This is a genomic window from Paenibacillus jilunlii, from assembly GCF_900102965.1.
Taxonomy (GTDB): Bacteria; Bacillota; Bacilli; order Paenibacillales; family Paenibacillaceae; genus Paenibacillus_AQ; species Paenibacillus_AQ jilunlii.
In genome coordinates, this window is sequence record NZ_FNGM01000005.1 from 175106 (window position 1) to 199379 (window position 24274).

Genomic DNA, 24274 nt, shown 5'->3' on the forward strand with positions numbered 1-24274 from the left:
TCTATTAATTTGCTGTTACTCTTTGCGCAGCATCGTTATAAATTTTCAGCGCTTCATCAATGGCGCCCATTTGTTGAACCTTATCAATGAATGCCTGCCAATCATCGAAGCTGCTCTTGCCTGCCACGAATTTGGCCTGTTCTTCCGTGACAAACGTTTTAACCGGGTTCATAATCTCCGAGATCCGTTGGTTTTCATCCCCTGTGAGTTGAATCGAAGGCTCGCTCAGCCAGGAAGGAACATACTCGTTCTCTGGCATTGGTAAGCTCGTCAGGAATTGTGACTTCTCAATCGGCACCTCTTCATATTTGCCGTTAAATACGGTATAGTCTGTCGCGGCAAAATCTACAAACGCTCTTGCGTCATTAACCATCTGCAGGCCAGGGTTATGATTCCGGCTTGCCCGCATGCCGTATTTGTCGCCTTCCAGCCACGGATCTTTGGCATTTTTCAACGAGTCCACAAAGGTCGGAATCCCATTCTCCCCAATCGTATAGGTCGTGCCCTCAATCCCCCAGGTAATGAGTCTGATCATTTCATCCGAATATTGATAATCGATGAATTTGATCAATTCTTCGGGGTTTTTCACTTTTGAACTTAGGCCGAAAGCGGCCCAACCCAAATCAGGAGTATTGCCATTCACCACTTCCTGCCAGGCTTTCCCGTACTTCGGATTGTCAGGATACAGGGAAACTGCAAAAATCTTGCCATCGCCCGCCGTTCTTGTGTACTCGGCCGGAGTGGTAAACCACTGCGTCAGCCACATGAGATTGTCGCCATTCAGCGCTTTTCTTTTCAGCGTATCATCTGTATCTATCGTATACTCCGGATCTAACAGCTTTTCCGCATACAGCTTATTTGCAAATTGGAGCGCATCTTTAAACCCTTCTTCCAGCACCCCATATACATATTTCTCGCCGTTCCAGAAGATTTCGTCCTTGATATGGTTCGCAGAGAACAGCGATCTCAGGCTGTTCCATTTGGTTGCGACGGGATATTTGCCGGGATAGAGTTTTTTAAGGCTTTTGGCAGCCTCATAAAATTCATCAAGCGTTTCCGGAATTCCGATATGATTCGCTTTGAACACGTCATAACGGTAAGAGGACACATTCTGGATGAGCATACCGCGATCCTCGGGGAACCTTGGAGTGGAAGTTTCCATAAAGGTATACATTTCGCCGCCTGCATTCGTTACCCGCTTCATTCCATTTTTGACCTTGCTGATGTAGTTCATATAGTTCGGCATTAAATCTTTATATTGGGCTAATTCGAGAAGCTGGCCCTGACCGGCCATTTCGCTCGTATCATAAAATAACGGCGTCACGAAGAAGTCCGTCAGATCGTCGCTTGCAATCATGAGTTTGACCTTCTCGTCATACTCGGAAGACGGAATATAGTTATATTCAATTTTCACCTTTTTACCCATGTATGCTTCCATACGTTTGTGCCATTCCTTGCCTACGAGACTATTCGGATTATCCACGCCATACGTAGGCAGAGTCACCGAGAAGCGCATCACTTCCTGATTCTCCCCATTGGCGGCAGAATTCTTGGAAGCATTCGAACATCCTGAAAAAATCATCAGCGCGGCCAACCCGAGGATAAGTATTTTCGCCAGCTTGTTCATTTAAGTTCCCCCTAATTTGCACGATAATCGCTTTTTCAACTCTCATCATTAACAATGAACCGGGCATTCAGCTCTTTACACCCGCGCATCGTGAGCTCAGCCTTTGACGGAGCCTACGAATAACCCTTTGGTGAAATGCTTCTGAAAGAAGGGATAGATGCACATAATCGGAAACATAGTAATAATAATGACGCTCATTCGTACCGCCTTCGGATCAAGCGTTTCTCCCGGGGCATTGACAGCAACAGCACCGCCTCCTACCCGGCCTTGAATTGCAGTTGTATCCAGAGTGAACAGATAGTTTCTTAACACCATCTGCAAAGGGTACTTATCCTGATCCCGCAAGTAAATCAAAGCTTCGAACCAGCTGTTCCAGCTTCCGACCAGACCGAACAGAGCAAAGGTTGCAAAAAGCGCTTTTGACAACGGCAGGATGATTTTGAATAGGACTACCAGATCATTCGCCCCGTCGATATATGCGGAGTCCTTCAGCTCAGAAGGAATATTAAGAAAGAAGGTACGGAATAAAAATACATTATAAGCGCTGATTGCACCCGGGAGAATCATGACCCATACCGTGTCTAACAGGTTCAGGCTGCGCATTAGCAGATAGGTCGGAATTAAGCCGCCACCGAAAAACATCGTTATCATCAGGAAGAAGGTTAAAAATTTCTTACCCGCAAATCCAGGAATCGTGAGCGGATACGCCATCATTGCCGTAAAAAGCAGCATGATCCCCGTCGAGCCTGCCGCATAAATAATCGAGTTCAAATACCCTTTAAAAATGTATGGATCATGAAATACCGTCGTGTACGCTTCCAGATTAAACCCCTTAGGCCAAATCGTTACGCTCCCGGAAGAGATGTAATTTGCACCGCTTAGCGATGTCGCGACAATGTGCAGTATCGGATACAGCACAACAACCAGGATGAACAGCATGATAACAACGTTTAACGCATCGAAAGCTCTGGAACCTAGGCTAACCCTTCTCAACTTCTCACCACCTAGAACAAACTTGTCTCGGATACCTTCCGGCTAACCCAATTGGTCCAGTAAAGAATAATAAAGGAAATAAGCGACATGAACATTCCGATTGCAGTTGTGTACTCATATTGCGCACCCAGTATACCTTGACGATAAACATAGGACCCAATGACATCCGCTACTTCGTAAGTCTCAGGTGAATAGAGCAGAATGATCTTCTGAAAATCACTTCCAAGAACTCCCCCCACGGCGAAAATCAGCAAAATGATTGTGGTCGGCTTGAGCGAAGGCCATGTAATGTGCACAACCTTCTTCCACCGGCCTGCGCCGTCTACATCAGCCACATCATATAGCGTTGGATCTATTCCGCTTAATGCGGCAAGGTAGATGATCGTGCCGAACCCGATGCCTTGCCATATACCGGAAGAGATGAAGATGGTCCGGAAAAAATCAGACTCCAAAAGAAACATAACCGGTTCTCCGCCGAAAAAGGCGACAATATTGTTGAACAAGCCGTCTCTGGCCGTAAATTCCTTAAGCATTCCCGCAATAATGACGACCGAAATGAAGTGCGGGAAATAAGATACCGTCTGAACAATCTTCTTAAAGCTCTTGTTCTTCAGTTCATTAAACAGCAGTGCCAATATAATCGGTGCCGGAAATGACCAGAATAAAGTATACAAACCGAGAAGTAAAGTGTTCTTCAAAACCCTAAGCGCCATGGGATCATTAAAGAAAGAAGTGAAGTACTTGAATCCCACCCACTCGCTTCCCCATATCCCCTTGGAAGCGTTAAAATCCTTGAAAGCGATTAAAATTCCGTACATCGGAAAATAGTGAAAAATTAACAGCGTTAGGAAGCCGGGAAGCACCATAAGGTAGAGATAGCGGTGCCTGATAATTCTGGCTATGAAACTGTTATTGCTTGCCTTCACAGATACACCTCCTGACTGTCAACATGTTGTAGTCTGATACGGCTGGTACTAGGCTCACAGATGCGTGAACTCCGTGGTCCAGACCTATTGAAAGCGCATTCATTTTCACCTCCAGATTGAGTTCCCGCATTCGTCGAAACCCGGATGCTTCTGCTTTCCGTTTCATACAGATTAGGCTATCATGATGCCGAAGGTTATTATGCTAAGTAAAAAAATAACACATACTATTTACTGCGTCAATATATAAAATTCAAACATCAATAAGATTGATTATGTATACTATTTGTGAATAATACCGAATTGACGATACCGGTGGGGCGTCAGATTGTGTCTCCGTTTAAACAAGTCGTAGAAGTAGCTAACGTTCTCAAGGCCGATCTCCAAACTGATATCCACGATTTCCATATCCGTGTTCAGCAGCAAATTCTCAGCGTAGGAAATCCTCAATTCATTGATATACTGTGTCGGAGACATCCCGAGATACTCTCGGAACATTCTGCATACGTAGGCATGCGATTTGCCTGACAGTTGGACAAGCGCAGCCGCTCCCCGTGTAAATTGTTCTTTCTTTTTCACATCTCGGCATAGGGCCTTTAACCATTCCGGCTGTCCCGCCGGTTCGAACGGCTCCGCTTCGGCTTTGATGTAACGGGAGAACAGGTCGGTCAAGATGGCTCTTACCTCTGCTTTGATAGCCAGCTTTTTCTCCTGCGGAATCAGACTGAGCTGCTCCAGCCGGTACCGCACATATTCCTTCTCCGTTTTGGACAGCAAGACCGACGGCGGCATGGCCGGCTCAAGAAGCCTTCCACTCGGGAATCCCTCTCCCAAGAAAGCAATCAGGTCGTCCAGGACCTCCCGTTTGAACGACAAATTGACGAACTGGCAATCGCTGTCTGTCGTCTGCTCATAGCAGTGCACATCCCGGTCCCGTATGAACACGAGAGTATTCTCCTGCAACAACTGACGATTGTTGTTAATGACATGCACAACGCTTCCCTTCAGAATAAGAAACAATTCAAAAAAGTCATGGCTATGCATGCCGGTCGTATCGCGCACCGAAGCGATCAGCCGGTAATGGGCCTGTATTTCAGAGTCAATGCCGTTGGCAGCGAGAAGCTTCAACATTGGCGGTATTCCTCCTTGTTCGTATATGTACAACGATAAAGACAAGTTCTTTCCATGTCAAACCACCATAATACATCCAAAATTGGAGCAAGAATCAGGACATAACTATCCATTAGGATAGAATTGTTATTGAAGCCTGAGAGGAGATTGCCGCAAATGAACTTATTGCAACTGCGTCAGCAATTTGAAGCAAACAAACGCATTTATGAAAGCGCCAAGCTTGTATTCCTCGGAGTCGAAGACTTCGATGTCTACAATCCTACAATCCCGTTTGAATGGAACGGCAAGCGCTACATGTATGGACGCCTGGAAAAACGCCATGAGTGGGCAAGGTCCTGGGTCCGCCTGTTTGAGCAGAGCGGTCCGGATGAGTGGACAGCCGTGCCGGACGCAATGATCTATCAGCTTGAAGACCCTTATATTAGCAAGATCGGCAAACAGCTCGTATTGGGCGGTACCCATGTCCGTTACAAGCAGGGACAGATTGATACTTTCTACGGTTACTTCTACAAAGGCTGTGATATCCATGATCTCTTCTACTTCACGACCGGTCCGGATTATATGAAAGACATTCGGCTTGTAGAGCTTCAGGATGGCAGGATCGGCGTCTTCTCGCGACCACGCGGAGAAGAAGTACGCAAGGAATTCGGAAGTGAGTCTTTGGTTGGATTCGCAGTCATCAACAGCCTCGACGACCTGTCTCCGGAGGTTATCGAGAACGCCCCTAATATCCGTGGCCTGTTCCGCAAGGATGAGTGGGGAGGCTGCAACCAGGCCTACTTGCTTGAGAGCGGGAAGATCGGCGTCATTGGCCATATCTGTTATGCTCAAGGAGATATATCGGCCTATATGAACATGGCCTTCGTATTGGACCCGCAGACAAATCAATTCTCAGAATTGAAAATTATCGGCACGCGTCCTTGTTATCCAGATGGTCCCGCCAAGAAACCCCATCTGACGGACTGCGCATTTACCGCCGGCATCGAAATGCGTGCCGATGGCAAGGTCAATCTGTACAGCGGCATCGGCGATTGCGAAGCTGCTCGTATCGTCATCGACTACCCGTTCGGGAAGGAAGGCGCCATTGTTACTATTTAAATGATATACTCAAGCATCGGGCTGCTGGATTGCCAGCAGCTCTCTTTGTTGTCCGTTGACGGCTTTACGGGCTGCAGTAAAGATATTATATCAACTTAATTAAAAAGCATACCTTATTTGACCCCATAGTAATACAGACCTTCATTAAATTCTAATATTTTATGTTATTCAGCCTCATTATTACTTAATTTCCGAGAATTTTCTGCTGATCTGGTAAAAATTTAGCTAAAGCACACTCCAAGTAAGTATACTTTTCAAAATGATGTACGCTATAATTGAGGAAATGCCGATATGAGGTGAACTTACTTGAGCAAGAAGGATTTGGCTCTGCCAAAGTACCAGATGGTTAAAGACTATGTCTTATCCCAGATTGAGAATCAGGAATTTACAGAGGAAGACCGGATTCCTAGCGAGTCGGAATTTTCCAAGCTGCTGGATGTCAGCACGATCACTGTGCGCAAAGCACTCTCAGAGCTGGTGAACGAGGGTGTGATCTACCGTATCAGGGGCAAGGGGAGCTTCGTCGCCAGTCAAGCGGCCATCCCGGAAAAGACCTCGAATCTGGTGGCTTTTGTCATTTCCGGCGTCGAACTGTACGATATTTCGTATATGCAGATCATGAGGGGCATCCAGTCCTTTCTGAGCAAACATGGCTGCAAGCTGATCATTGAATTCGTGGAGAATGACTTTGAACAGGAACGCGAGCTCGTTCTAGGGCTGATTGAAACGGAACTAAGAGGATTACTCATCTATTCCTCTGATCCCGAAGCGGCGAAAGGCTATCTCGGGGAAATCCGAAAAAAAGCGATTCCGTTCGTTATGCTTGATCGTTCGCCTTCCGGCTATCCAGTCAACGTCGTCACATGTAATAACCACGACGGTGCTTATGAAGCAGTAGAATACTTGATACAGCAAGGTCATCGGCGAATCGGATTTGCGGCTTACGACTATCATCTGAGCCCGGAGATTGACAGATATAACGGTTATTGCAATGCCATGCTGAATGCGTCCATTCCAATATCCGAGTCCCTCTTGTTCCTGGAGAAGGAAATGAATCACTCTGCACTTGCACAGCTGATTCAAAGCGGGGAGATGACCGCACTTTTCTGCGCGAACGATAAGCGGGCCCTTGAGGTAATCGAACGGCTGACTGCACTTGATATCCGCATCCCTGAACAAGTATCCCTAATCGGCTTTGACGATTTTGAGAACTCCAAGTTCGCCAGGGTCGCCTTGAGTACAGTGAAGCAATATTTCGACGTCCTCGGCTATGAGAGTGCCAAGCTGCTGTTCGAAATTACCGAAGGCTCATCTTACGGCAACAAGAAAGTCATGCTGCCTACAAGCTTGGTCATACGTGATACCACTAAGCCATTTCAGGGCTAATGGAATATTGGAGATGATCCCCCGGGCGATTCTATCCTGATTATGTTTGAACGCAAGCTTCATACCTGATCTATCAATGGTTTATAGGTGAGCAGCCGGGATCATTAGATTAGGCCGGCCCCCTATCTTAGGGGACCGGCCTATATTTAGAAGAGGTTCACTTGAAAGAAATTGAAGAATGGCTAGGTCACAGCATTATCAGTATAAGATTTTTTTGAAGATTATTTATCTGTCAAAAAGAAAAGCACCCTCCCGAATACTTTCTATTCTTCTGGCACATACTCAATTAATTCTGACAGCTTGCATTGAAACGTATCACAAAGTTTAAATAATCACATGCTTAATTCGCTCCAGGATTTACATTATCCTTTTTATAACCCATGTGCAAAAAAAGACGCATTCACTTGAATGCGCCCTTCACTGTTGCTATGGATGCCGAGGACGGGGGTCGAACCCGTACGGTACTCACGTACCGCAGGATTTTAAGTCCTGTGCGTCTGCCTATTCCGCCACCCCGGCATGGTAGAAGCGTTGATAACGCGACAAGAAATATGATATCACGTATCCGGTGGATACGCAATCTAAATTTCCATTAAGTTTTTGTTTACAGTAAAACGGCCCGATCAGCCGGAGCCAATGGGCCGCTTGCGCTTCCATAAAATGACTAGCGGCGTTCGCCGCTTTTGTTTCTCATACCGGCCAGTCCTAGCAGACCGACCAATCCCAGCCAGCCCCAATCGAAGTCATTGTCGTTGTCTGCAGCGTTGGTAGTTGTAGCGTTAGCCCGGTATCTGCCAGTCTGCGTAGTATTGGATAGTGGAGAAACGTTGTTGTTGTCTCCGCCACGGTTACGCATGGTCCCAGTGGTTCCAGTAGTGCCAGTTCCAGTGCCAGTGGTTCCAGTAGTGCCAAAACCAGCGGTTCCAGTGCCAGTGGTGTTATTCATCATGGTGTTGCCCTGCTCATTCATCATACGGGTGCCTGTTCCAACCGCTCCAGTTGTACCGGAAGCAGTAGATGCATATCCTACGCCAAGCAGACTCATGGACAATACGGTACCGCAGGCAAAGCTTGTTAGCAGCTTATTCAAGATGTTGTACCCCCTTGTGTGGTTTGTCCCTGATAATTTCCCCCTGCGGCGTAGAATCTATGCAAGAAATTTTATACGGTCACCACATTTACCGTCTTGCTGGCAGGATCATAAGTCACCTTGGCTCCAAGCGCTTCCGCCAATGCCCGTATTGGAACGTAAGTAGTTCCGTTATCCAGCACTCCGACTGTAAGCTTCACTCCGTTCAGAGTGACCGAAACCTCCACATCCTTGTTCACTTCATCCTCACCCCCGTTGATCCTTTTCAGAGCCTCCTCCACTTGATCTGCGGCCGGACGGCGGCCTGCCTTCAGCTCTTTAATACTCAGTCCAAAAGCCAGCTGAAAATGGGAATAATCCTTAAAGGAAGTCCAGTCTCCACCCCATTCAAGTCCCAGCTTCTTGGCTTCCTGTACGACTTCTTTCCAGTCTGCAAGCTTGTCTCCGTCCCCATCCCGGCTCATGTCCCAGGAGATGTTCTGTCCATCCGGCAGCAGCAGCGCGAAGTCCATCGCCAGGCCGTAATTATGAAAGCTGCTGCCTCCCCGCGCGTTGGTTACAATCGCCCCCTTCTTGGTTCGGCCCTGCGCATACAGGGCATTCTGTTCAGCTATGGTCCGCAAGCCCTGGGTGATGACAATCGGGATGCCCCGCGCATAACACCGCTGTATCAAAACATTGGCAGCCGCCAGCAGGACGGGATGCAGACCGCCAAGACGGGCTGCCGATTTGCTGTTCACCTGATCCAAAGTCAGCATTTGATCACCCCCTGGTATAGTAAATGCCTTCTATTCCTCCGTTGCTTGTACGCTTTTCCCTGATTGTACAAGAAAAACCCCGAACACGACCCGGGGCTTTTGTATCTTTATGGATTACCGTTTTCATGGATGGTTCCCGTCCTAACAGGCCAATATAAAAGTGAAAGGTGGGAAAACCTAATGGAAATTCACAGTGACAGCTACAAGGTGGCAGCCTTGAGCGACCAGGGGGACGCGGTGGAGATCATCCGCCAGGCAGAAGCAGCCATAGCCCAAATCAACGGGAACAAACCGGTGACCCTGATCGCTTATGAGAGAACAGAGCCCAACTCCCCTAAATAATACAGGACTGGTTCAGCAAAAAAAGACCTGCTGCCTCAGACGATGTACGCTTCGACAATATCATCGACCTGAATCCACTTCCATTCCTCCGCCCACTGCAGCTTGAACTCACGCGAGTGGGTGTGAATGGAAGTCACAAAGCCGTTCAGCTGCTTATTCCCAAAAGGATCAAACAAGACTACGGTTACCCGGACATGGCTCCGCAGCGACAGCGCCAGCGTACATTCAATTTCCTCCAGCTTCTGCTCATCCAGAAGGGGCTTTTCCCGGTGCTGCATCTCCCGTTCATCTTTATGTATCCGGCTTTTATGCTCTGGCAGCAGCATCCTGCTGCTCTCCCACAGGCCGTACCCCTCCAGCTTCTTGCCCATTATGTTTTCCTCCTTCCAGGGATGACCTGTTTTCATTTCAGCGATTGCGCTCCACAATAATCGAACGTATGTTTGTATTATATGCGTATTCCCGCTTTTTAACAATCAGAAAAAAATGTCAGAACCGCAAGCAAAAGGCGCCCACAGTGTCCGCTGTGCAGCGCCTTTTGCTTGTCCAATGACAAGTAAGCCTTGTTTCTTACCTTAGCAGGGTTTCGCTTATTTAATCTCTGTTACGGAAGTTCCCTTACCGGTCTGCGGATTTACCTGGATATCTGTTTTGCCTGTATTGGCTTGGCTGTCTGTATCCGCCTGAGAATCCGCTGCAGTCCCGCTTCCTGTACCGGCCAGTGTGTCCGTAGCCGCACTTCCCGGTTCTATCAGACCTGCTGCCACTCTAGCCTCATTCAGCTTGGAGATGCCATACAGCATCGCCACATCTGCCTGTTGGTTCATGTCCTGGAATTCCTCGGCAGTAACATCGGGAGAAACCGCACTTTTCGAGGCTTTTTCCTTGATGGAATACGCACTCTGGAACGCAATGGCCGATTCTTTAAGCAGCTTCCGGATGTCCTCCGGCAGGCTGTTGGAGATCTTCACATCCTTGACTTCTTCAGCGATATCCGAAGCGGTGTCCTGAAATTCATCCACTGCCTTCTCCATCTCGCTGTCACTCGCTTTTCCTGTGGAGTACGAAGTTAAGGTTGTGTTGAATGCCTCCAATGAGGACTTGCCCATTTCATCGAACTTTGACATTTCATTATAAAAGTTTTGTACGTTCTCCTGCACCTCTTCATGGGAAGCAGGCACTGAGTTATTATTGCTGCAGGCGCTTAGAATGCCAACCATCATCAGCAAAGCTGCCAGTAAGGCTTGTCTCATATTAAGTATCCCTCCACTTAACAGAATAATAGCGAGTTTTGTAAAGTGCAACTGAAAATAATGTTAAAATAGCAGAGATGAAACTTATTGCAGAATTGAAGCGTATTTCGGGCAAGTACAAACAACAAAGATCCCCAGTAGTGACTGGAAATCCTTGTTATACTATAATGATTTCAACATGAATAATAGAGAGGAAGATAGCTTATGCCTTACTGCACAAGCTGCGGCGCGGAATACAAGCAAGGTGCTAAATTTTGCGGAGAATGCGGCGCAAGCACTACCGGGGGCGCAGCTGCACCTGAACGCCGGGCGGCATCCGGAGCAGCACCAGGTTCCGGCTCGGGACCTGAAACAAAGCTGTGGCAGGGCAAGCCCGCAGGCATTTCCGACCGCCTCAAAGGCATCGTGCGCCTGAATACAACCACATACACCATCACCAGCCAGCGCATTATGGTCAAAACCGGGCTGATCGGGAAAGACGTGGAAGAAATCGAGCTGCTGCGGGTCAATGATTTTTCTGTGGACCAGTCCATCCCCCAGCGTATTCTGGGTATCGGAACACTTACAATATTCTCGGATGACGCTTCGTCGCCGCAGCTGCTTCTCCACAGAATCCGTCATCCCCAGACGGTGAAGGATGTGCTGCGCCAAGCTGTACGCGATGAGAAAATCGCCAACAATATCAGCTACCGGGAGCAAATCTAACCCGCTGGCCAACCTTATTTAGGGAAGAGAGATCGCCCCGGCCGGAATGAGGCTTTTCACTTGGCTGGGGCTTTCCCACATCAGCACCACCCGCGCATCCCCCTGGTTCTCATAGCACTCCACCTACTGCCCGTTCAGACCCGGCATGGGTGCAGCTTCAGTTATTGAAGCATACTGCGCCACCTTCGCCGCGTATTCCTCTCTGGTGAGCACAAAGGAATTCTTCATAAAAGCCTTGATGACTGCATCGCTGTTCTTCTCATACAGCAGCTTCCCCCAGTTCATCTGGTAAGACCATTTATTCTGGGTTTTGGCCAGCACCGCCGGGGATGGGAGTTCCCCGTTCTCGCCTATGGCGATCAGCTTGCCGCGGCCCAGATTCCACATGGCATCATGGTGGCTCTTCTTGAAATCCGCTTCATAGATATCCAGAGCCAACACATCCACCTTGCCGGCGCCCGGGTAATAGTCCTTTGGCTCATCAGACCACTGGTTTTTGGCATTAGGGCTCCACACCCACAGCAGATTATGCAGCTTATGATACGCTGTGTACCGGTCGAACATGATGTTCCACAGCTTGCTGAACGAGCTTTTCTGGCCCCACCAGAACCAGCCGCCGTTCATCTCATGGTACGGACGCCAGAGTACCGGCACGCCTGCATTTGCAAGCTTTTTCAAAGACTGGGCGGTCTTGTCCAGCTCCGCGATCAGCTTTTTGTACTGAGCGGTACCCGGAGTGATATATTTGGCAAAATCCGCTTCGCTAAGACTCATCGAGACATTCGACCAGGCCGGAGCGGTCCCCGGCAAATTCTCATGATAGCTCATGGTGACGATTCCGCCCGCCTTATGCCACCGGATTGCGCTGTCTACCACGGCCTGCCGCTGAATATCGATTTGTTGCGCCGTCTGATTATCAATCGCTCCCAGCTCATAGCCGTGGAGTGCGGCATATTGTCCGCTGGTCACCTTGAGCTTGCCGCTGAATTCATCCGGGCTCTCCAGATAATCATGCTGCCCGCTGATAATTCCTTGTCCCTGTAAGCGGTATAACGTTTTTAGCAGCTTCCGGGCCGGAGACGCAAGCGCAGCATCTGCAGGGGACATCTGCACATTCCGGAATGCCGCCTGCCACTGTACATCCCCGACCAGCCGTGATGCGGAATCCAGCAAATCCCGAATGCGCGATTCCATCTCTTCCACCATCCTATCCCTTTTTTCTACATCATACGGGGAACTGTCGGACAAGTGCACGGCGAATCGACATAAAATCGGCGTATCCTCCCTTCTTTTGCTAAGTTCACTATTCTAAAGGAAGCAATAATTAAGCTATACTGATTAAGTCTACGCTTATAATAGCAGCGGCTCACAGCTAAAGCTTAGGCTTTCAGCCATTTTTGTACGAGGCTGTATTCTGGAGCATAGCTAACCCAATTGTAGGAGGCAGCAACGTGAAGTCCAAGAAATTCATCCCAAGTCTCATCATCACCGTGCTGCTCTTGATTGCCGCTTATTGGTTCGAACAGAACGGCGATCTGCCCGGCAGCCGGCCGGCTGCAGAAGAAACAGACGTTGTCCAGTTGATGTTCCCGAGCGACCGTTTCCCGGAGACGGCCCGGCACATTCAGGACGCCATCCGCAGCGGAGAGTCCAGTATCTGCACCATTGACCGGCAGGAAGCAGACGACAACCGCAAGGAATCTCTGAAAGGGGTTCCCACCAAAAAAGGCTATGACCGTGACGAATGGCCGATGGCCATGTGCGAGGAAGGCGGCAGCGGGGCCGATATTGAATACATAACGCCCAGCGACAACCGGGGGGCCGGAAGCTGGGTTGGCAACCAACTGGAGGGACTTCCCGATGGTACGCGGGTAGAATACATACTCAAGTAACGGGGATTATGTAAATGATCCCGATTACCTGCCCGATCAGCTTTTCCATATCTCTGCGCCCATATTGACCCCTCCCCTATAAAGAAACAGGAACATTTGAATGCATCACATGAGAACGAATGTTCCTTATGCAACAATACAGATAAAAGGCGTAAAATAGGTGGGATATTATTCCACACGCGGAGAGCCAGGGTGTTCTATATCTGTTATCGGGGAAAAAAACTGTATGGGCCTATGTCTGAGGAGGAGGCCTTAAAAGAATGGTTTGCGCTTGCAGGAACGGTCAAAGAACTGTATATCATTGAGACGGATGAGGCCACAGGAAAAATCAAACGCCAGATCGGACCTTCTGTCCGCAGGAAAAAGAAATAGCCCTATCCGGCAATTCGCCAGACAGGGCTGCACTCACTGATCGAATGTTTAGAATATACAGGCTTTAGTGATAATAACCAGCAAAATGAACAATACCAGAATCGCACCTGTTGAAGTAAAAGGACTGCACACCGGCATTGGAGGGCCTTGATTCACTCCACCTACATTATTGCCACATCCGCAACCATAATCTGCTCCCATCATTCATTCCTCCTCACAAATATTGACTACAGCACAGAATATGTAGAAGGCAAACATGCCGTATGGGCCAATTGGCAAAGAAATACCATTCACCTAATCAATTGCGCCCGTGGAGTCGATATACTAAGGGAAGCCATAAAACTAAGCTTTTGCAGTTGAGGCGGGTTTTACGGAGTTCAGGGCATAACGCTCACTAACTTTGTTCAGGAGGTGCGAAAATGGATGTTGCCGCTCTATCGGTATCGATGAACCAGGCCAGTCTGAAACAGGCTGTAGGCCTTCAGGTGCTTAGCATTGCCAAGAATCAGGCTGAAATCCAGGGTCAGAATTTAACGCAAATGCTTGCACAGAGCTTGGACCCAAACTTAGGAAAAACACTTGATATTAAGGTTTGATTGCTTTATGCTTAGATACATAAGAACACAGGTTCGCGGAACCCCCTAAGCCCCTTTGGGCTTTTCTTTTGACCATAAATACGAACATACGATCTTATATCTGAGGTGAATCGCATGCATTCCTATTATCAAATGACTGCTCTGGAGAAGTGGACGGAGGATTTGTATGAACGGCTGGACATCAAGAAGCCGGAACAAATATCAATTGCATATATTGCCGAACGCCTGAATATCTGGGTTCATTATCTGGATGTGAGGAGTAAAGGGATTGAGGCCTCTGCCGGCATGTACAGCATGTTCATCGATAACCGGCTTCCTGAAGAACTGCAGCGCCTGGAATTTCTGCATGAGCTTTGCCACCTGCTCCGTCATGCCGGCAGCCACACACTGATGCCTGAGCAATTCACGCAGGCAGAGAAGGATGAATCAGAGCGGTTTATTCTGTATGCGGCCATGCCTTACTCCATGATCTCGAAGATGATACTGCCCGAACTGCGGGAAGATGCGATTCAAGAGCTTGCTGCAACCTTTCAGGTCCCGCTCGAGCTGGCACTGCAGCGGATTGACCAGATTCAGCGCCGGGTATTTCAGGGGCAGCTGATTGCTGTGATGGAGCGGAACGAGGACAGAAAATTAATCCACAGACATATTCGGTAAATGCAGCGGGGATAATAATACACATCATGCAGAGCAGTGCCTCCAGACTAAAAGGCGAAATTAACCCGTAAGGGGGAGCAGTATGGAAGCCATCCAAGTTATCCAGCTATTATTGACCCACCCGGATTACAGTGTGGACGCAGTACACCCCGAAATTCCGGATTTTGTCGGCATCGAAGCCATTGAAGTAGATCATGAAACCCAGACCTTCTCCATTCTATTGCAGGAGCCGCAAGATGATTGATGTCTTAACTATAAGGAATACAATCTGGCCGTTGAACCCAAAAATGCCCCTGCCGTTATCCGGCAGGGCCCATCTATATGAATCAGGGGAACCTTATGAAGCAGGCCTGAATCATACACGTTGAGACCGCCCAATCTCAGCTATCATCCCCTCCGTCAACAGTTTGTCATTTTTTATAACATAAATATGTTTTTGTCAGGTCAAATCCGTGTAAATAATACTATAATCGCAAAAACCTGAGTATTTTTTACATAATTATGCATTCATTATGTATTTAATGTGATTATATATACCGCAAGCATCTAGACAAGGAGATGACAGTATTTGGAAATAAGCCTGCCACACGATATCCCTCTGCTCGTTTCTATTCCGGTAGCCAAAGCGTTTTACCCTTTCCCGATTTATTTCCTGCGTCTTGCCGCTCCTGCCCCCTATGACAAGAGCATATCCAGAATCCTCAACTCACTGAACGAAAACAACTATTCTTCTATTGATAAAGTGCAGAATGCCACGATCGGAGAACTGAGACGGGTTAGAAATTTCGGTGAAAAAGGACTTGTTATCCTTCTCGAGCTCTTGCAAACCTTATCCCGGCAGCCTGAATTAGTACTCGAAACCGATAAGCTTGATCCCAGCCTCCGTGCTGAACTTGAGCATCTCAAACAGGTGATGCCTGTAAGGCTGCAGCTGCTGGATATTGGAATCGAAGTATAATTATAGACCAAGAATGATAACGCCAAGCGTCATATACATAAAAAGAAACAGCTAATTGTCCTTTTTTAATCGCGGCGGTTCTTTAGGATCAAGCTGTGTCCAGTCTGAAGCATCTCTGTCTGTGAAAATATATTTAGTATTAGGCTCATCAGCAAATATTACATATACAGGAAATTTAGGCATAGAACTAAACTTAGCTTTAACACTCACTATATCAGATTCAGAATACCCCTCTACAGTAATTTCCCAAGATGAAATTGAGCTAGAATCCAGAGGATATTTCAACTCCGTGACAATGTAGCCATTTCTGATTTTACCGCTTTTTCTAACCTTCCGCTTCTATTTCTTTACAGACCTCAACATAGCAAAAACCCCTTGCTAGGCAAGGGGTTTTGAGAAGTGGGCCCTACAGGACTCGAACCTGTGACCAATCGGTTATGAGCCGACCGCTCTAACCAACTGAGCTAAGGGCCCGGATCTAGGATTCCGTATATACAATGGCTGTCTGAGAAAATAAAAATTGGTTGCGGGGGCAGGATTTGAACCTGCGGCCTTCGGGTTATGAGCCCGACGAGCTACCGGGCTGCTCCACCCCGCGTCAGTAATCATATTCAAACAGCGACAATAGATAATATACATCATATCCGGGTCAAAAGTCAAGGATGATTTTGGTTAATGAGTCAGGGAAGGAAACGTACCCCATACCGCCCCTTGCGCGAACGGTATATTTCCACAAAGCGCGGGTCATGGTAGCCGTAGATCCAGCCGTCCTGCTCCAGCCTTTTGGCCAGGCAGCCTGCTTGAAATCTTGTCCTGAACAGCTTAGCAAAGTAGATCCAATTCATCGTCCCCTCTTCTCCTTTTCACAAGTGATGTCCTTCCGCTTGATGTCCTTCCGCTGTGAAGTTATTATACCCCGTTTCAGAAGAAAACCTTAGGCCGAACCGGGAAGAGGGGCTGCCAAATTCTGTGTGGGTGTACTTCAGACTGAAAATCCCTCACTGCTGAAGTGAGGGATTCGTATGCAATATGTCTATCCTAGATTCCTACTTCTGCACACCAAACGATGCCGGATCTTTACGCCAGGATTGCAACAACTCTACATCCGTGTCAGCGATAGTTCCCTGGGCCAGGGCCACATCAATCAGAGTGGTATAGTTGGACAGGGTCTGCAGCGGCACACCTGCTGCCGCGAACGCTTCGGCGGCACGGTCCAGCTCATAGCTGAAAATAGCCAGCACAACCAGCGGAATGCCCCCTGCTTCCTGAACAGCCTGAGCGGCCTTGATGGAGCTGCCGCCGGTGGAGATCAGGTCCTCGATTACGACAACCTTCTGCCCTGGGGAGATCAAGCCTTCGATCTGGTTCTGCTTGCCGTGGCCTTTGGCCTTGTCACGGATGTAAGCCATCGGCAGGTTCAGCTTGTCCGCTACCCAGGCCGCATGCGGAATGCCCGCAGTAGCTGTGCCTGCAATAACTTCAGCATCCGGGTAGGTGCTGGCAATCGTCTCGACGAAGGCGTCAGCGATGTAGCCCCGGACTTCCGGGAAGGACAGTGTCAGGCGGTTATCACAGTAGATGGGGGATTTGATGCCGGAGGTCCAGGTAAAAGGGTCCTGCGGACGCAGCGCTACCGCACCGATCTTCAACAGGTAACGGGCAATTTGTTCACTTTTATTCAATAATGGGCTCATGCTTGGGTCATCTCCTCAATAATGGTTAGTGCGGCTTGGCGCGGGTCTGCCGCCGCCGTAATCGGGCGTCCGACAACCAGGAAGTGGCTGCCCTGGCGGATCGCTTGACCAGGTGTCATGACACGGGACTGGTCGTCCAGGGAAGCTCCGGCAGGACGAATCCCAGGGGTCACTATACGGAAGTCCGGGCCGCAGGCAGCAGCGATGACTGCTGCTTCCTGCGGGGAGGCCACAACGCCGTGCAGGCCCGCCTCGGCCGCCAGCTTGGCATACCGCACAACGGTGTCCGTTACCGTCCCGGATATACCGATCTCACTGTTCATCATCTCCTGGCTGGTGCTTGTAAGCTGCGTGACTGCGATAATGAGCGGAATATGCAGCGATGGATGCAGGCTGACTGCCTTGGCCGCACCTTCGAGCGCAGCAGCCATCATCGCCGTGCCCCCGGCGGCATGCACATTGAACATATCCACGCCCAGCAGGGTCAGGCTCTCTGCTCCTCCGCGCACCGTATTGGGGATATCATGCATTTTGACATCCAGAAAGACAGAATAGCCGTGCGCCTTCAGCTCTCTGATGAAGTCGGGGCCCGCTGCATAAAACAGCTGCATGCCCACCTTCATATAACATGGAATGCCTTCGAGCTTCTCGATTAGCAGCCTCGCCTGGGCCACATCCGGAACATCGAGGGCAACCATCAGCCGCCCGGCCATTTCCTCGCGCTTTTCAACTTGTGCGACCGTCTCATGCCCATGCTGTGCGGCAGTCTGCTCCATTCGCCGATCCTCTCCCTTTGTCATCGTTCAACGCTCCTTGCCATGCGGTACACCGCATGTTTTATTTTCGCATAAGGGTATGTTCTTTCCGGGAATTTGTCCCCGGGCACAGCGGAACGGTCTGCGCTAACGCAAACCGTCCCTGTAGCGGCCCCGAAAGGCAGCCTAGTTCAATTCATCCATTATTGTCCGACAAAAGCGGGCATCGACTGCGACGAGAAGTTGATCGTCTGGAGCATTCTCAGCAGTGCAGTTACGGTATCGAGCGAAGTCATACATACGACGCCGTTCTCTACCGCTTCGCGGCGGATGCGGAAGCCGTCGCGCTCCGGTGTTTTGCCCTTGGTCAGGGTATTGAAGACGAAGTTGGCTTGACCGCCGCGAATCAGATCAAGGATGGTCGGCTCTCCCTCATCCAGCTTATTGACGTTCATCACGTTCAGGCCCGCTTGTTCAAGCGCATGCGCGGTGCCGCCGGTGGCAATGATTTTGTAGCCCATGGCATGGAAGCCCTTCATCAGCTCTACGGCTTCGGCCTTGTCTTTGTCCGCTACCGTAACGATGATGGCTCCGGTCGTCGGAATCTTCATGCCTGCTCCGATCAGCCCTTTGTAGAGGGCTTTGGCATACAATTTGTCGCGGCCCATCACCTCGCCGGTCGATTTCATTTCCGGTCCGAGGGTAGGCTCTACTCTGCGCAGCTTGGCAAAAGAGAACACCGGCACTTTGACCGAAACATAGTCGCTCTCCGGCCACAGGCCTTCCGTATAACCCTCCTCTTTCAGCTTGCCGCCGAGAATGGTTTTGGTGGCCAGATGGGCCATCGGAATGCCGGTCACCTTGCTGAGGAAAGGCACCGTACGCGAGGAGCGCGGGTTGACCTCGATGACATATACTTCATTTTGATAGATAACAAACTGGATATTTACCAGCCCGATGGTTTTCAGTTCTTTGGCAATCTTGATCGTGATATCCGCAATCTTCTGCTTCAATCCTTCATCCAGATACTGCGGAGGATATACGGCGATTGAGTCGCCGGAGTGAACGCCTGCGCGTTCAACATGCTCCATAATGCCCGGGATTACTACCGTCTCGCCGTCGCAGATGGCATCGACTTCAACCTCTTTGCCCAGCATGTAACGGTCGATCAGCACCGGATGCTCCGGATTGACCTTCACGGCTTCTGCCATGTAATTCAGCAGTTCCGTATCATTGTACACAATTTCCATCGCACGGCCGCCCAGCACATAAGAAGGACGTACCAGAACCGGATAACCGAGCGATTGTGCAGTATCTACCGCTTCATCGATGTTGATGACTGTCTTGCCCTTCGGTTGGGCAATATCCAGACGGGCCAGCAGAGCTTCGAACTTCTTGCGGTCCTCGGCTTCGTCAATGCTGTCCAGGCTGGTGCCCAGGATATTTACCCCCGCAGCCGCCAGTGGTGCAGCCAGATTAATTGCCGTCTGTCCGCCAAACTGGACGATGACGCCGATAGGATTTTCCTGAGCAATAACGTTCATGACATCCTCAAAGAACAGCGGCTCAAAATACAACCGGTCCGAGGTATTGAAGTCCGTAGAAACTGTCTCCGGATTGTTATTGATAATTACAGCTTCATAGCCGGCTTTTTGAATCGCCCAAACCGCATGTACTGTAGAATAGTCGAATTCGATGCCCTGGCCGATACGGATCGGACCGGAGCCCAGCACGATGACCTTCTGCTTATCGGAATGAATAACCTCATTCTCTGTTTCGTAGGTCGAGTAATAGTATGGCGTAGAGGCTTCGAATTCAGCGGCGCAGGTATCCACCATTTTGAATACCGGAACCAGCCCCTGCTGCAGACGCAGCACCCGCACATCGGATTCCTTCGTCTGCTCAAGGCCAGGACGGCCCTCGGCGCGGATCTCGGCAATCGCACGGTCAGTGAAGCCCTTGCGCTTTGCTTGATAGAGTGTTTCCGGCGACAGTGCTGCTTCGCTGCGGATCACCTCTTCAAAGTTCACCAAGCCTTCGATCTTGGAGAGGAACCACCAGTCCACGCTGGTAATGTCCTGAATCTCCTGCAGGCCATAACCACGGCGGAATGCTTCAGCAATCAGGAACAGGCGCTCATCATCCGCTTTGGCAAGTCTTGTGCGCAGCACACTGTCTTCCAGCTGCTCTGCTCCAGGAAGTCTGAAGCGGTGGATGCCGATTTCCAGGGAACGGATCGCCTTGTGAATCGACTCTTCGAAGGTACGGCCAATCGCCATAACCTCACCGGTTGCTTTCATCTGCGTACCCAGCTTGCGGTTCGCATAGATGAATTTGTCAAACGGCCAACGCGGAATTTTGCTGACGATATAGTCCAGTGTCGGCTCAAAGCAGGCATACGTCTGGCCGGTAACCGGATTGACGATTTCATCCAGCGTGTAACCCAGGGCGATTTTGGCCGCCATCTTGGCAATCGGATAACCGGTCGCCTTCGACGCCAGCGCCGAGGAACGGCTGACACGCGGGTTCACTTCAATCACATAATACTGGTAGCTCTGCGGATCGAGCGCGAACTGCACATTGCAGCCGCCTTCGATGTTCAGCGCACGGATAATCTTCAAGGAGGCGCTGCGCAGCATCTGGTACTCACGGTCGGACAAGGTCTGGCTTGGCGCTACGACAATACTGTCGCCTGTGTGTACGCCAACCGGATCAAAGTTCTCCATGTTGCAGACCACGATACAGTTATCGTTCGCGTCGCGCATTACCTCATATTCGACTTCCTTCATGCCGGCGATGCTCTTCTCCACCAGACATTGTCCGATCGGGCTGTAGCGGATACCTGCTTTGACGGTTTCACGCAGTTCTTCCTCGTTGTCGCAAATCCCGCCGCCGGTTCCGCCCAGCGTGTAAGCAGGGCGGACGATCAGCGGGTAGCCGATTCCGGCTGCGAAGCCCATGGCTTCCTCCACACTGGTGATGATCGTGCTTTCCGGTACCGGCTGTTCCAGCTCACGCATCAGCTCGCGGAACAAATCGCGGTCCTCAGCCTTCTCGATGGATTCCAGCTGCGTACCCAGCAGCTTCACGTTCTCCTGCTCCAGCACGCCTGCGCGGGCCAGTTCCACAGCCATATTCAGTCCGGTCTGTCCGCCCAGTGTTGGCAGCAGTCCATCGGGACGCTCCTGGCGGATAATTGCGGTCACAAATTCAAGGGTAATCGGCTCGATGTATACCTTGTCGGCCATATTTGTATCAGTCATAATGGTGGCCGGATTGCTGTTGATCAGCACAACCTCTACGCCTTCTTCTTTCAGTGCCTGGCAGGCCTGGGTTCCGGCATAGTCGAACTCGGCGGCCTGGCCGATGACGATCGGGCCCGAGCCGATCACGAGGATTTTCTTAAGCTTATCGTTCTTTGGCATGTTATAGAGCTCCTTTCACGGCTTCACGCTGCGGTGTAATAGTTGGTGCCGTGATTCTGGCGTTGGCCGCAAGCTGCGCCTGGCGCGAGCCTGCCGGTGTCTTGGCCTTGTGATCGGCAATCATTTGCAGGAAACGGTCGAACAAATAGCTGCTGTCATGCGGTCCCGGCGCCGCTTCCGGATGGTATTGCACCGAAAATGCAGGGTAACGGGTATGTTTTAATCCTTCAACGGTCTTATCATTGTTGTTGATGTGCGTCACTTCAAGATCGGTTTTCAGCACAGACTCCTCGTTAACCGTGTAGCCGTGGTTCTGGGAGGTGATGAAGCAGCGTCCGCTTTCGAGTTCTTTTACCGGATGGTTGCCGCCGCGGTGGCCGAATTTTAGCTTCTCTGTATCCGCACCGCAAGCCAGTGCGAACAATTGATGTCCGAGGCAGATGCCGAAGATCGGATATTCGCCGAGCAGCTCGGAGATCGTCTTCACGGCGTAAGGCACATCCTTCGGGTCCCCGGGGCCGTTGGAGAGCTGAATGCCGTCCGGATTCAGGCGGCGGATCTCATCGGCGGTCACATCATGCGGCACAACAACCACATCGCAGCCGCGGTTGTTCAGTTCACGCAGAATACCGGTCTTTGCGCCGTAATCGACAAGCACGATCCGTTCCTTGGTGCCAGGGCTGTTATAGGCTGCAGTGGTAGAGGTACGGGCCACCTGATTGCGCAGCTCTTCAATGGTTGTGTCCCCCATCATTTCCATGAGCTCTTCCACACGCTTATTGGAGGTGGTAAGGATCGCCTTCATGGTGCCGTAATGGCGGATAATGCGGGTGAGCATCCGGGTATCAATCTCGCTGATTCCGGGAATGCCATATTCCTTCAGCAAGTCGTCTACGCTGTATTCGGCGCGCCAGTTGCTGGGCACCGCCTCATGGCGGCGCACGACAAAGCCGTGCACGAATGGACGCACAGATTCGAAATCATCGCGGGTGATGCCGTAGTTTCCGATCAGGGGGTAAGTCATGGTCACGATCTGGCCGCAGTAGGAAGGGTCCGACAGCACCTCCTGATAACCCGTGATCCCTGTGTTAAAAACAACCTCGCCCGTCTTCTCGCCTTCCGCACCAAATGCGGTGCCAGTGAACAGCGTTCCGTCCTGAAGCAGCAATCTCGCCTGCATTTCCTTCCACTCCTTCTTGTTTCTGTAGTCTGGTTCTTATGTCTGGCCTCAATTAACCGGAGCAGGCGCGCGAAAATGCCGCCGTATGTCAACCTGCCCCATACAGCCGGCAGCTTCGCTCTACCCGTCCGTCCGTTATTCTTCAGTCCATACAGCTGTGCCGTTAACCCATGTCTTGACCGGCCAGCCTTTAAGCTTCCATCCGCCAAAAGGTGTATTGCGTCCTTTGCTGGCAAACGAAGCGGGATCAACTTCCTTTTCTTCCGTAAGATCAATCAGGGTCAGGTCCGCAGGCAGCCCAACCGTGAGGCTGCCTGTATTCAGCCGGAATACCCGGGCCGGATCAGCCGTCATGCGCTGTACCAGCAGCGACAGGTCCCATTTGCCGGTTGCGACAAAAGCGGTATACAGCAGCGGAAATGCGGTCTCAAAGCCTACGATGCCGAATGGCGCAAGCTGCATGCCTTTGGCTTTTTCTTCTTCGCTGTGCGGCGCATGATCGGTAACGATGATATCGATTGTACCGTCCAAAAGCCCGGCGATGCAGGCTTCCACATCGCGGCGCGAGCGCAGCGGCGGATTCATTTTCCAATTGGCATCCATTCCCGGAATGTCTTCCTCCGAGAGCAGCAGATGATGCGGGCATACCTCTGCGGTCACCTTGATGCCGATTTCCTTCGCCTGGCGGATGAGCCGGACCGATTGCTCTGTGCTGACATGGCAGACATGGTAGTGTACCCCGGTTGCTTCAGCGAGCAGAATATCACGTCCGACATGGATAGCCTCCGATTCATTCGGAATCCCCTTCAGTCCATGCTTGTCGGCAAAAGTGCCTTCGGCTACCGCGCAGCCTTCCACCAGCGAGTTGTCCTCGCAGTGGGCAATGACCGGCATATCCAGGCCTGCTGCGATCTTCATCGCATCCTTCATCATCTGGGCGCTTTGCACACCCACACCGTCGTCCGTGAAGCCAATCGCTCCAGCCTCTTTCAAGGCGGCAAAATCAGTCAGCTCGCGTCCAAGCTCGTTCTTCGTAATGGCTGCATATGGCAGCACCTTCACCAGTCCGGCTTCAGCGGCTTTATCCTTCACGAACTGTACAATTTCCGGACTGTCCGTTACCGGACGCGTATTCGGCATGCAGGCGATGGTAGTGAATCCGCCCTTGGCAGCTGAACGCGCCCCAGTCTCAATGGTTTCCTTATGCTCAAAACCCGGCTCGCGCAGATGCACATGCATATCGATCAGCCCCGGAATCAGCAGCCTGCCTTCCGCTTCAATGATCTCTCCGGCTTCATCCACAGCCTCGCTGCCGTTCTTGATCGCTGAGATAACTCCATCCTGCACTACGATATGTTTGCGCTCCAGCACGCCTTCCCCATTCAGTACACTGGCGTTCTTGATGATCACGGTTATGATTCTCCTTTTACCCGCAGGCC

General features: G+C 50.4%; 26 protein-coding genes, 3 tRNA genes and 1 pseudogene. 10 read left to right on the forward strand and 20 right to left on the reverse strand.

Annotated features, from left to right (window positions below; all coding sequences use genetic code 11):
* Positions 1 to 4: 4 nt before the first annotated feature.
* The 4 genes from BLQ82_RS11425 to BLQ82_RS11440 all read right to left on the reverse strand — a co-directional run bounded on the left by BLQ82_RS11425 (position 5) and on the right by BLQ82_RS11440 (position 4674).
* Positions 5 to 1627, reverse strand: coding sequence for an extracellular solute-binding protein (locus BLQ82_RS11425; protein WP_062527098.1), 1623 nt, complete (start codon positions 1625 to 1627; stop codon positions 5 to 7).
* 96 nt (positions 1628 to 1723) lie between these two features.
* Complete coding sequence (locus BLQ82_RS11430; RefSeq protein ID WP_062527096.1) at positions 1724 to 2620, reverse strand: carbohydrate ABC transporter permease; 897 nt, start codon at positions 2618 to 2620, stop codon at positions 1724 to 1726.
* An 11-nt stretch (positions 2621 to 2631) separates the two neighbouring features.
* Positions 2632 to 3486: an ABC transporter permease gene (locus BLQ82_RS11435; protein WP_425281147.1), complete on the reverse strand. Its 855-nt coding sequence runs from the start codon at positions 3484 to 3486 to the stop codon at positions 2632 to 2634.
* Positions 3487 to 3825: 339 nt separating this feature from the next.
* The gene (locus BLQ82_RS11440) at positions 3826 to 4674 is read right to left on the reverse strand and encodes a helix-turn-helix domain-containing protein (RefSeq protein WP_062527092.1); all 849 of its coding nucleotides are present in this window, start codon (positions 4672 to 4674) and stop codon (positions 3826 to 3828) included.
* Between the two features lie 156 nt (positions 4675 to 4830).
* On the opposite strand from BLQ82_RS11440, the gene BLQ82_RS11445 reads away from it, so the two are divergent.
* Complete coding sequence (locus BLQ82_RS11445) at positions 4831 to 5772, forward strand: MTP-1 family protein (protein WP_062527090.1); 942 nt, start codon at positions 4831 to 4833, stop codon at positions 5770 to 5772.
* 306 nt (positions 5773 to 6078) lie between these two features.
* Positions 6079 to 7158 carry a substrate-binding domain-containing protein gene (locus BLQ82_RS11450; RefSeq protein WP_062527088.1) on the forward strand — a complete coding sequence of 360 codons (1080 nt, stop codon included), beginning with the start codon at positions 6079 to 6081 and terminating at the stop codon, positions 7156 to 7158.
* 263 nt (positions 7159 to 7421) lie between these two features.
* On the opposite strand, the pseudogene BLQ82_RS33190 reads toward BLQ82_RS11450, so the two are convergent.
* The 4 genes and pseudogenes from BLQ82_RS33190 to BLQ82_RS11465 form a co-directional block, all read right to left on the reverse strand.
* Positions 7422 to 7484: pseudogene (locus BLQ82_RS33190) on the reverse strand (helix-turn-helix domain-containing protein); the annotation flags it as partial.
* Between the two features lie 107 nt (positions 7485 to 7591).
* A tRNA-Leu gene (locus BLQ82_RS11455) sits at positions 7592 to 7677 on the reverse strand.
* Between the two features lie 145 nt (positions 7678 to 7822).
* Positions 7823 to 8248, reverse strand: a complete 426-nt coding sequence (locus tag BLQ82_RS32360) for a WGxxGxxG family protein (protein ID WP_062527086.1) — start codon at positions 8246 to 8248, stop codon at positions 7823 to 7825.
* Positions 8249 to 8319: 71 nt separating this feature from the next.
* Positions 8320 to 9006: a M15 family metallopeptidase gene (locus BLQ82_RS11465; RefSeq protein WP_062527084.1), complete on the reverse strand. Its 687-nt coding sequence runs from the start codon at positions 9004 to 9006 to the stop codon at positions 8320 to 8322.
* A 180-nt stretch (positions 9007 to 9186) separates the two neighbouring features.
* On the opposite strand from BLQ82_RS11465, the gene BLQ82_RS31940 reads away from it, so the two are divergent.
* Entirely contained in the window at positions 9187 to 9348 is a 162-nt protein-coding gene (locus BLQ82_RS31940) for a hypothetical protein (protein ID WP_157243853.1), read from the forward strand.
* A gap of 35 nt (positions 9349 to 9383) precedes the next feature.
* Here the strand turns inward: BLQ82_RS31940 and BLQ82_RS11470 are convergent, their stop codons facing one another.
* Both BLQ82_RS11470 and BLQ82_RS11475 read right to left on the reverse strand, forming a co-directional pair.
* The gene (locus tag BLQ82_RS11470) at positions 9384 to 9719 is read right to left on the reverse strand and encodes a YolD-like family protein (RefSeq protein WP_062527082.1); all 336 of its coding nucleotides are present in this window, start codon (positions 9717 to 9719) and stop codon (positions 9384 to 9386) included.
* 219 nt (positions 9720 to 9938) lie between these two features.
* The gene (locus BLQ82_RS11475) at positions 9939 to 10601 is read right to left on the reverse strand and encodes a hypothetical protein (protein WP_062527080.1); all 663 of its coding nucleotides are present in this window, start codon (positions 10599 to 10601) and stop codon (positions 9939 to 9941) included.
* 204 nt (positions 10602 to 10805) lie between these two features.
* Between BLQ82_RS11475 and BLQ82_RS11480 the strand changes: the two genes are divergently transcribed.
* Entirely contained in the window at positions 10806 to 11306 is a 501-nt protein-coding gene (locus BLQ82_RS11480) for a PH domain-containing protein (RefSeq protein ID WP_062527076.1), read from the forward strand.
* A gap of 123 nt (positions 11307 to 11429) precedes the next feature.
* Here the strand turns inward: BLQ82_RS11480 and BLQ82_RS11485 are convergent, their stop codons facing one another.
* Positions 11430 to 12500, reverse strand: a complete 1071-nt coding sequence (locus BLQ82_RS11485; RefSeq protein WP_074648163.1) for a glycosyl hydrolase — start codon at positions 12498 to 12500, stop codon at positions 11430 to 11432.
* A 257-nt stretch (positions 12501 to 12757) separates the two neighbouring features.
* Here BLQ82_RS11485 and BLQ82_RS11490 point away from each other — a divergent pair, with 257 nt between their 5' ends.
* Together BLQ82_RS11490 and BLQ82_RS31945 are read left to right on the forward strand one after the other, a co-directional pair.
* Positions 12758 to 13198, forward strand: coding sequence for a NucA/NucB deoxyribonuclease domain-containing protein (locus BLQ82_RS11490; RefSeq protein ID WP_062527073.1), 441 nt, complete (start codon positions 12758 to 12760; stop codon positions 13196 to 13198).
* A gap of 234 nt (positions 13199 to 13432) precedes the next feature.
* Entirely contained in the window at positions 13433 to 13570 is a 138-nt protein-coding gene (locus BLQ82_RS31945; RefSeq protein ID WP_157243852.1) for a hypothetical protein, read from the forward strand.
* Positions 13571 to 13618: 48 nt separating this feature from the next.
* Here BLQ82_RS31945 and BLQ82_RS32610 read toward each other — a convergent pair whose 3' ends face one another.
* Positions 13619 to 13774, reverse strand: a complete 156-nt coding sequence (locus BLQ82_RS32610) for a hypothetical protein (RefSeq protein ID WP_157243851.1) — start codon at positions 13772 to 13774, stop codon at positions 13619 to 13621.
* Positions 13775 to 13989: 215 nt separating this feature from the next.
* Here BLQ82_RS32610 and BLQ82_RS11500 point away from each other — a divergent pair, with 215 nt between their 5' ends.
* The 4 genes from BLQ82_RS11500 (at position 13990) to BLQ82_RS11510 (ending at position 15781) form a co-directional block, all read left to right on the forward strand.
* The gene (locus BLQ82_RS11500; RefSeq protein ID WP_074648164.1) at positions 13990 to 14166 is read left to right on the forward strand and encodes a YjfB family protein; all 177 of its coding nucleotides are present in this window, start codon (positions 13990 to 13992) and stop codon (positions 14164 to 14166) included.
* 114 nt (positions 14167 to 14280) lie between these two features.
* Positions 14281 to 14823 carry an ImmA/IrrE family metallo-endopeptidase gene (locus BLQ82_RS11505; RefSeq protein ID WP_062527069.1) on the forward strand — a complete coding sequence of 181 codons (543 nt, stop codon included), beginning with the start codon at positions 14281 to 14283 and terminating at the stop codon, positions 14821 to 14823.
* Between the two features lie 82 nt (positions 14824 to 14905).
* A complete protein-coding gene (locus BLQ82_RS31955) occupies positions 14906 to 15067 on the forward strand; it encodes a hypothetical protein (protein WP_155990357.1) in 162 nt (53 codons plus the stop codon).
* 324 nt (positions 15068 to 15391) lie between these two features.
* The gene (locus BLQ82_RS11510; RefSeq protein WP_062527067.1) at positions 15392 to 15781 is read left to right on the forward strand and encodes a hypothetical protein; all 390 of its coding nucleotides are present in this window, start codon (positions 15392 to 15394) and stop codon (positions 15779 to 15781) included.
* A 400-nt stretch (positions 15782 to 16181) separates the two neighbouring features.
* Here BLQ82_RS11510 and BLQ82_RS11520 read toward each other — a convergent pair.
* The 8 genes from BLQ82_RS11520 to BLQ82_RS11550 form a co-directional block, all read right to left on the reverse strand.
* Positions 16182 to 16255 (reverse strand) — tRNA-Ile (locus BLQ82_RS11520).
* Positions 16256 to 16302: 47 nt separating this feature from the next.
* Positions 16303 to 16379: transfer RNA gene (locus tag BLQ82_RS11525), tRNA-Met, on the reverse strand.
* Positions 16380 to 16461: 82 nt separating this feature from the next.
* Positions 16462 to 16626 (reverse strand): hypothetical protein, encoded by a 165-nt coding sequence (locus BLQ82_RS31960; RefSeq protein WP_019909365.1) that lies wholly within the window; start codon positions 16624 to 16626, stop codon positions 16462 to 16464.
* A gap of 201 nt (positions 16627 to 16827) precedes the next feature.
* Complete coding sequence (pyrE, locus tag BLQ82_RS11530) at positions 16828 to 17475, reverse strand: orotate phosphoribosyltransferase (protein ID WP_062527065.1); 648 nt, start codon at positions 17473 to 17475, stop codon at positions 16828 to 16830.
* Positions 17472 to 18251 (reverse strand): orotidine-5'-phosphate decarboxylase, encoded by a 780-nt coding sequence (gene pyrF, locus BLQ82_RS11535; RefSeq protein ID WP_062527063.1) that lies wholly within the window; start codon positions 18249 to 18251, stop codon positions 17472 to 17474. The genes pyrE and pyrF overlap by 4 nt, the downstream gene beginning before the upstream one ends.
* Before the next feature lie 182 nt (positions 18252 to 18433).
* Positions 18434 to 21655: a carbamoyl-phosphate synthase large subunit gene (gene carB / locus BLQ82_RS11540; protein WP_062527062.1), complete on the reverse strand. Its 3222-nt coding sequence runs from the start codon at positions 21653 to 21655 to the stop codon at positions 18434 to 18436.
* Between the two features lies 1 nt (position 21656).
* The gene (gene carA, locus BLQ82_RS11545; RefSeq protein WP_062527060.1) at positions 21657 to 22835 is read right to left on the reverse strand and encodes a glutamine-hydrolyzing carbamoyl-phosphate synthase small subunit; all 1179 of its coding nucleotides are present in this window, start codon (positions 22833 to 22835) and stop codon (positions 21657 to 21659) included.
* Between the two features lie 135 nt (positions 22836 to 22970).
* The gene (locus tag BLQ82_RS11550) at positions 22971 to 24251 is read right to left on the reverse strand and encodes a dihydroorotase (RefSeq protein ID WP_062527058.1); all 1281 of its coding nucleotides are present in this window, start codon (positions 24249 to 24251) and stop codon (positions 22971 to 22973) included.
* Between the last annotated feature and the right edge of the window lie 23 nt (positions 24252 to 24274).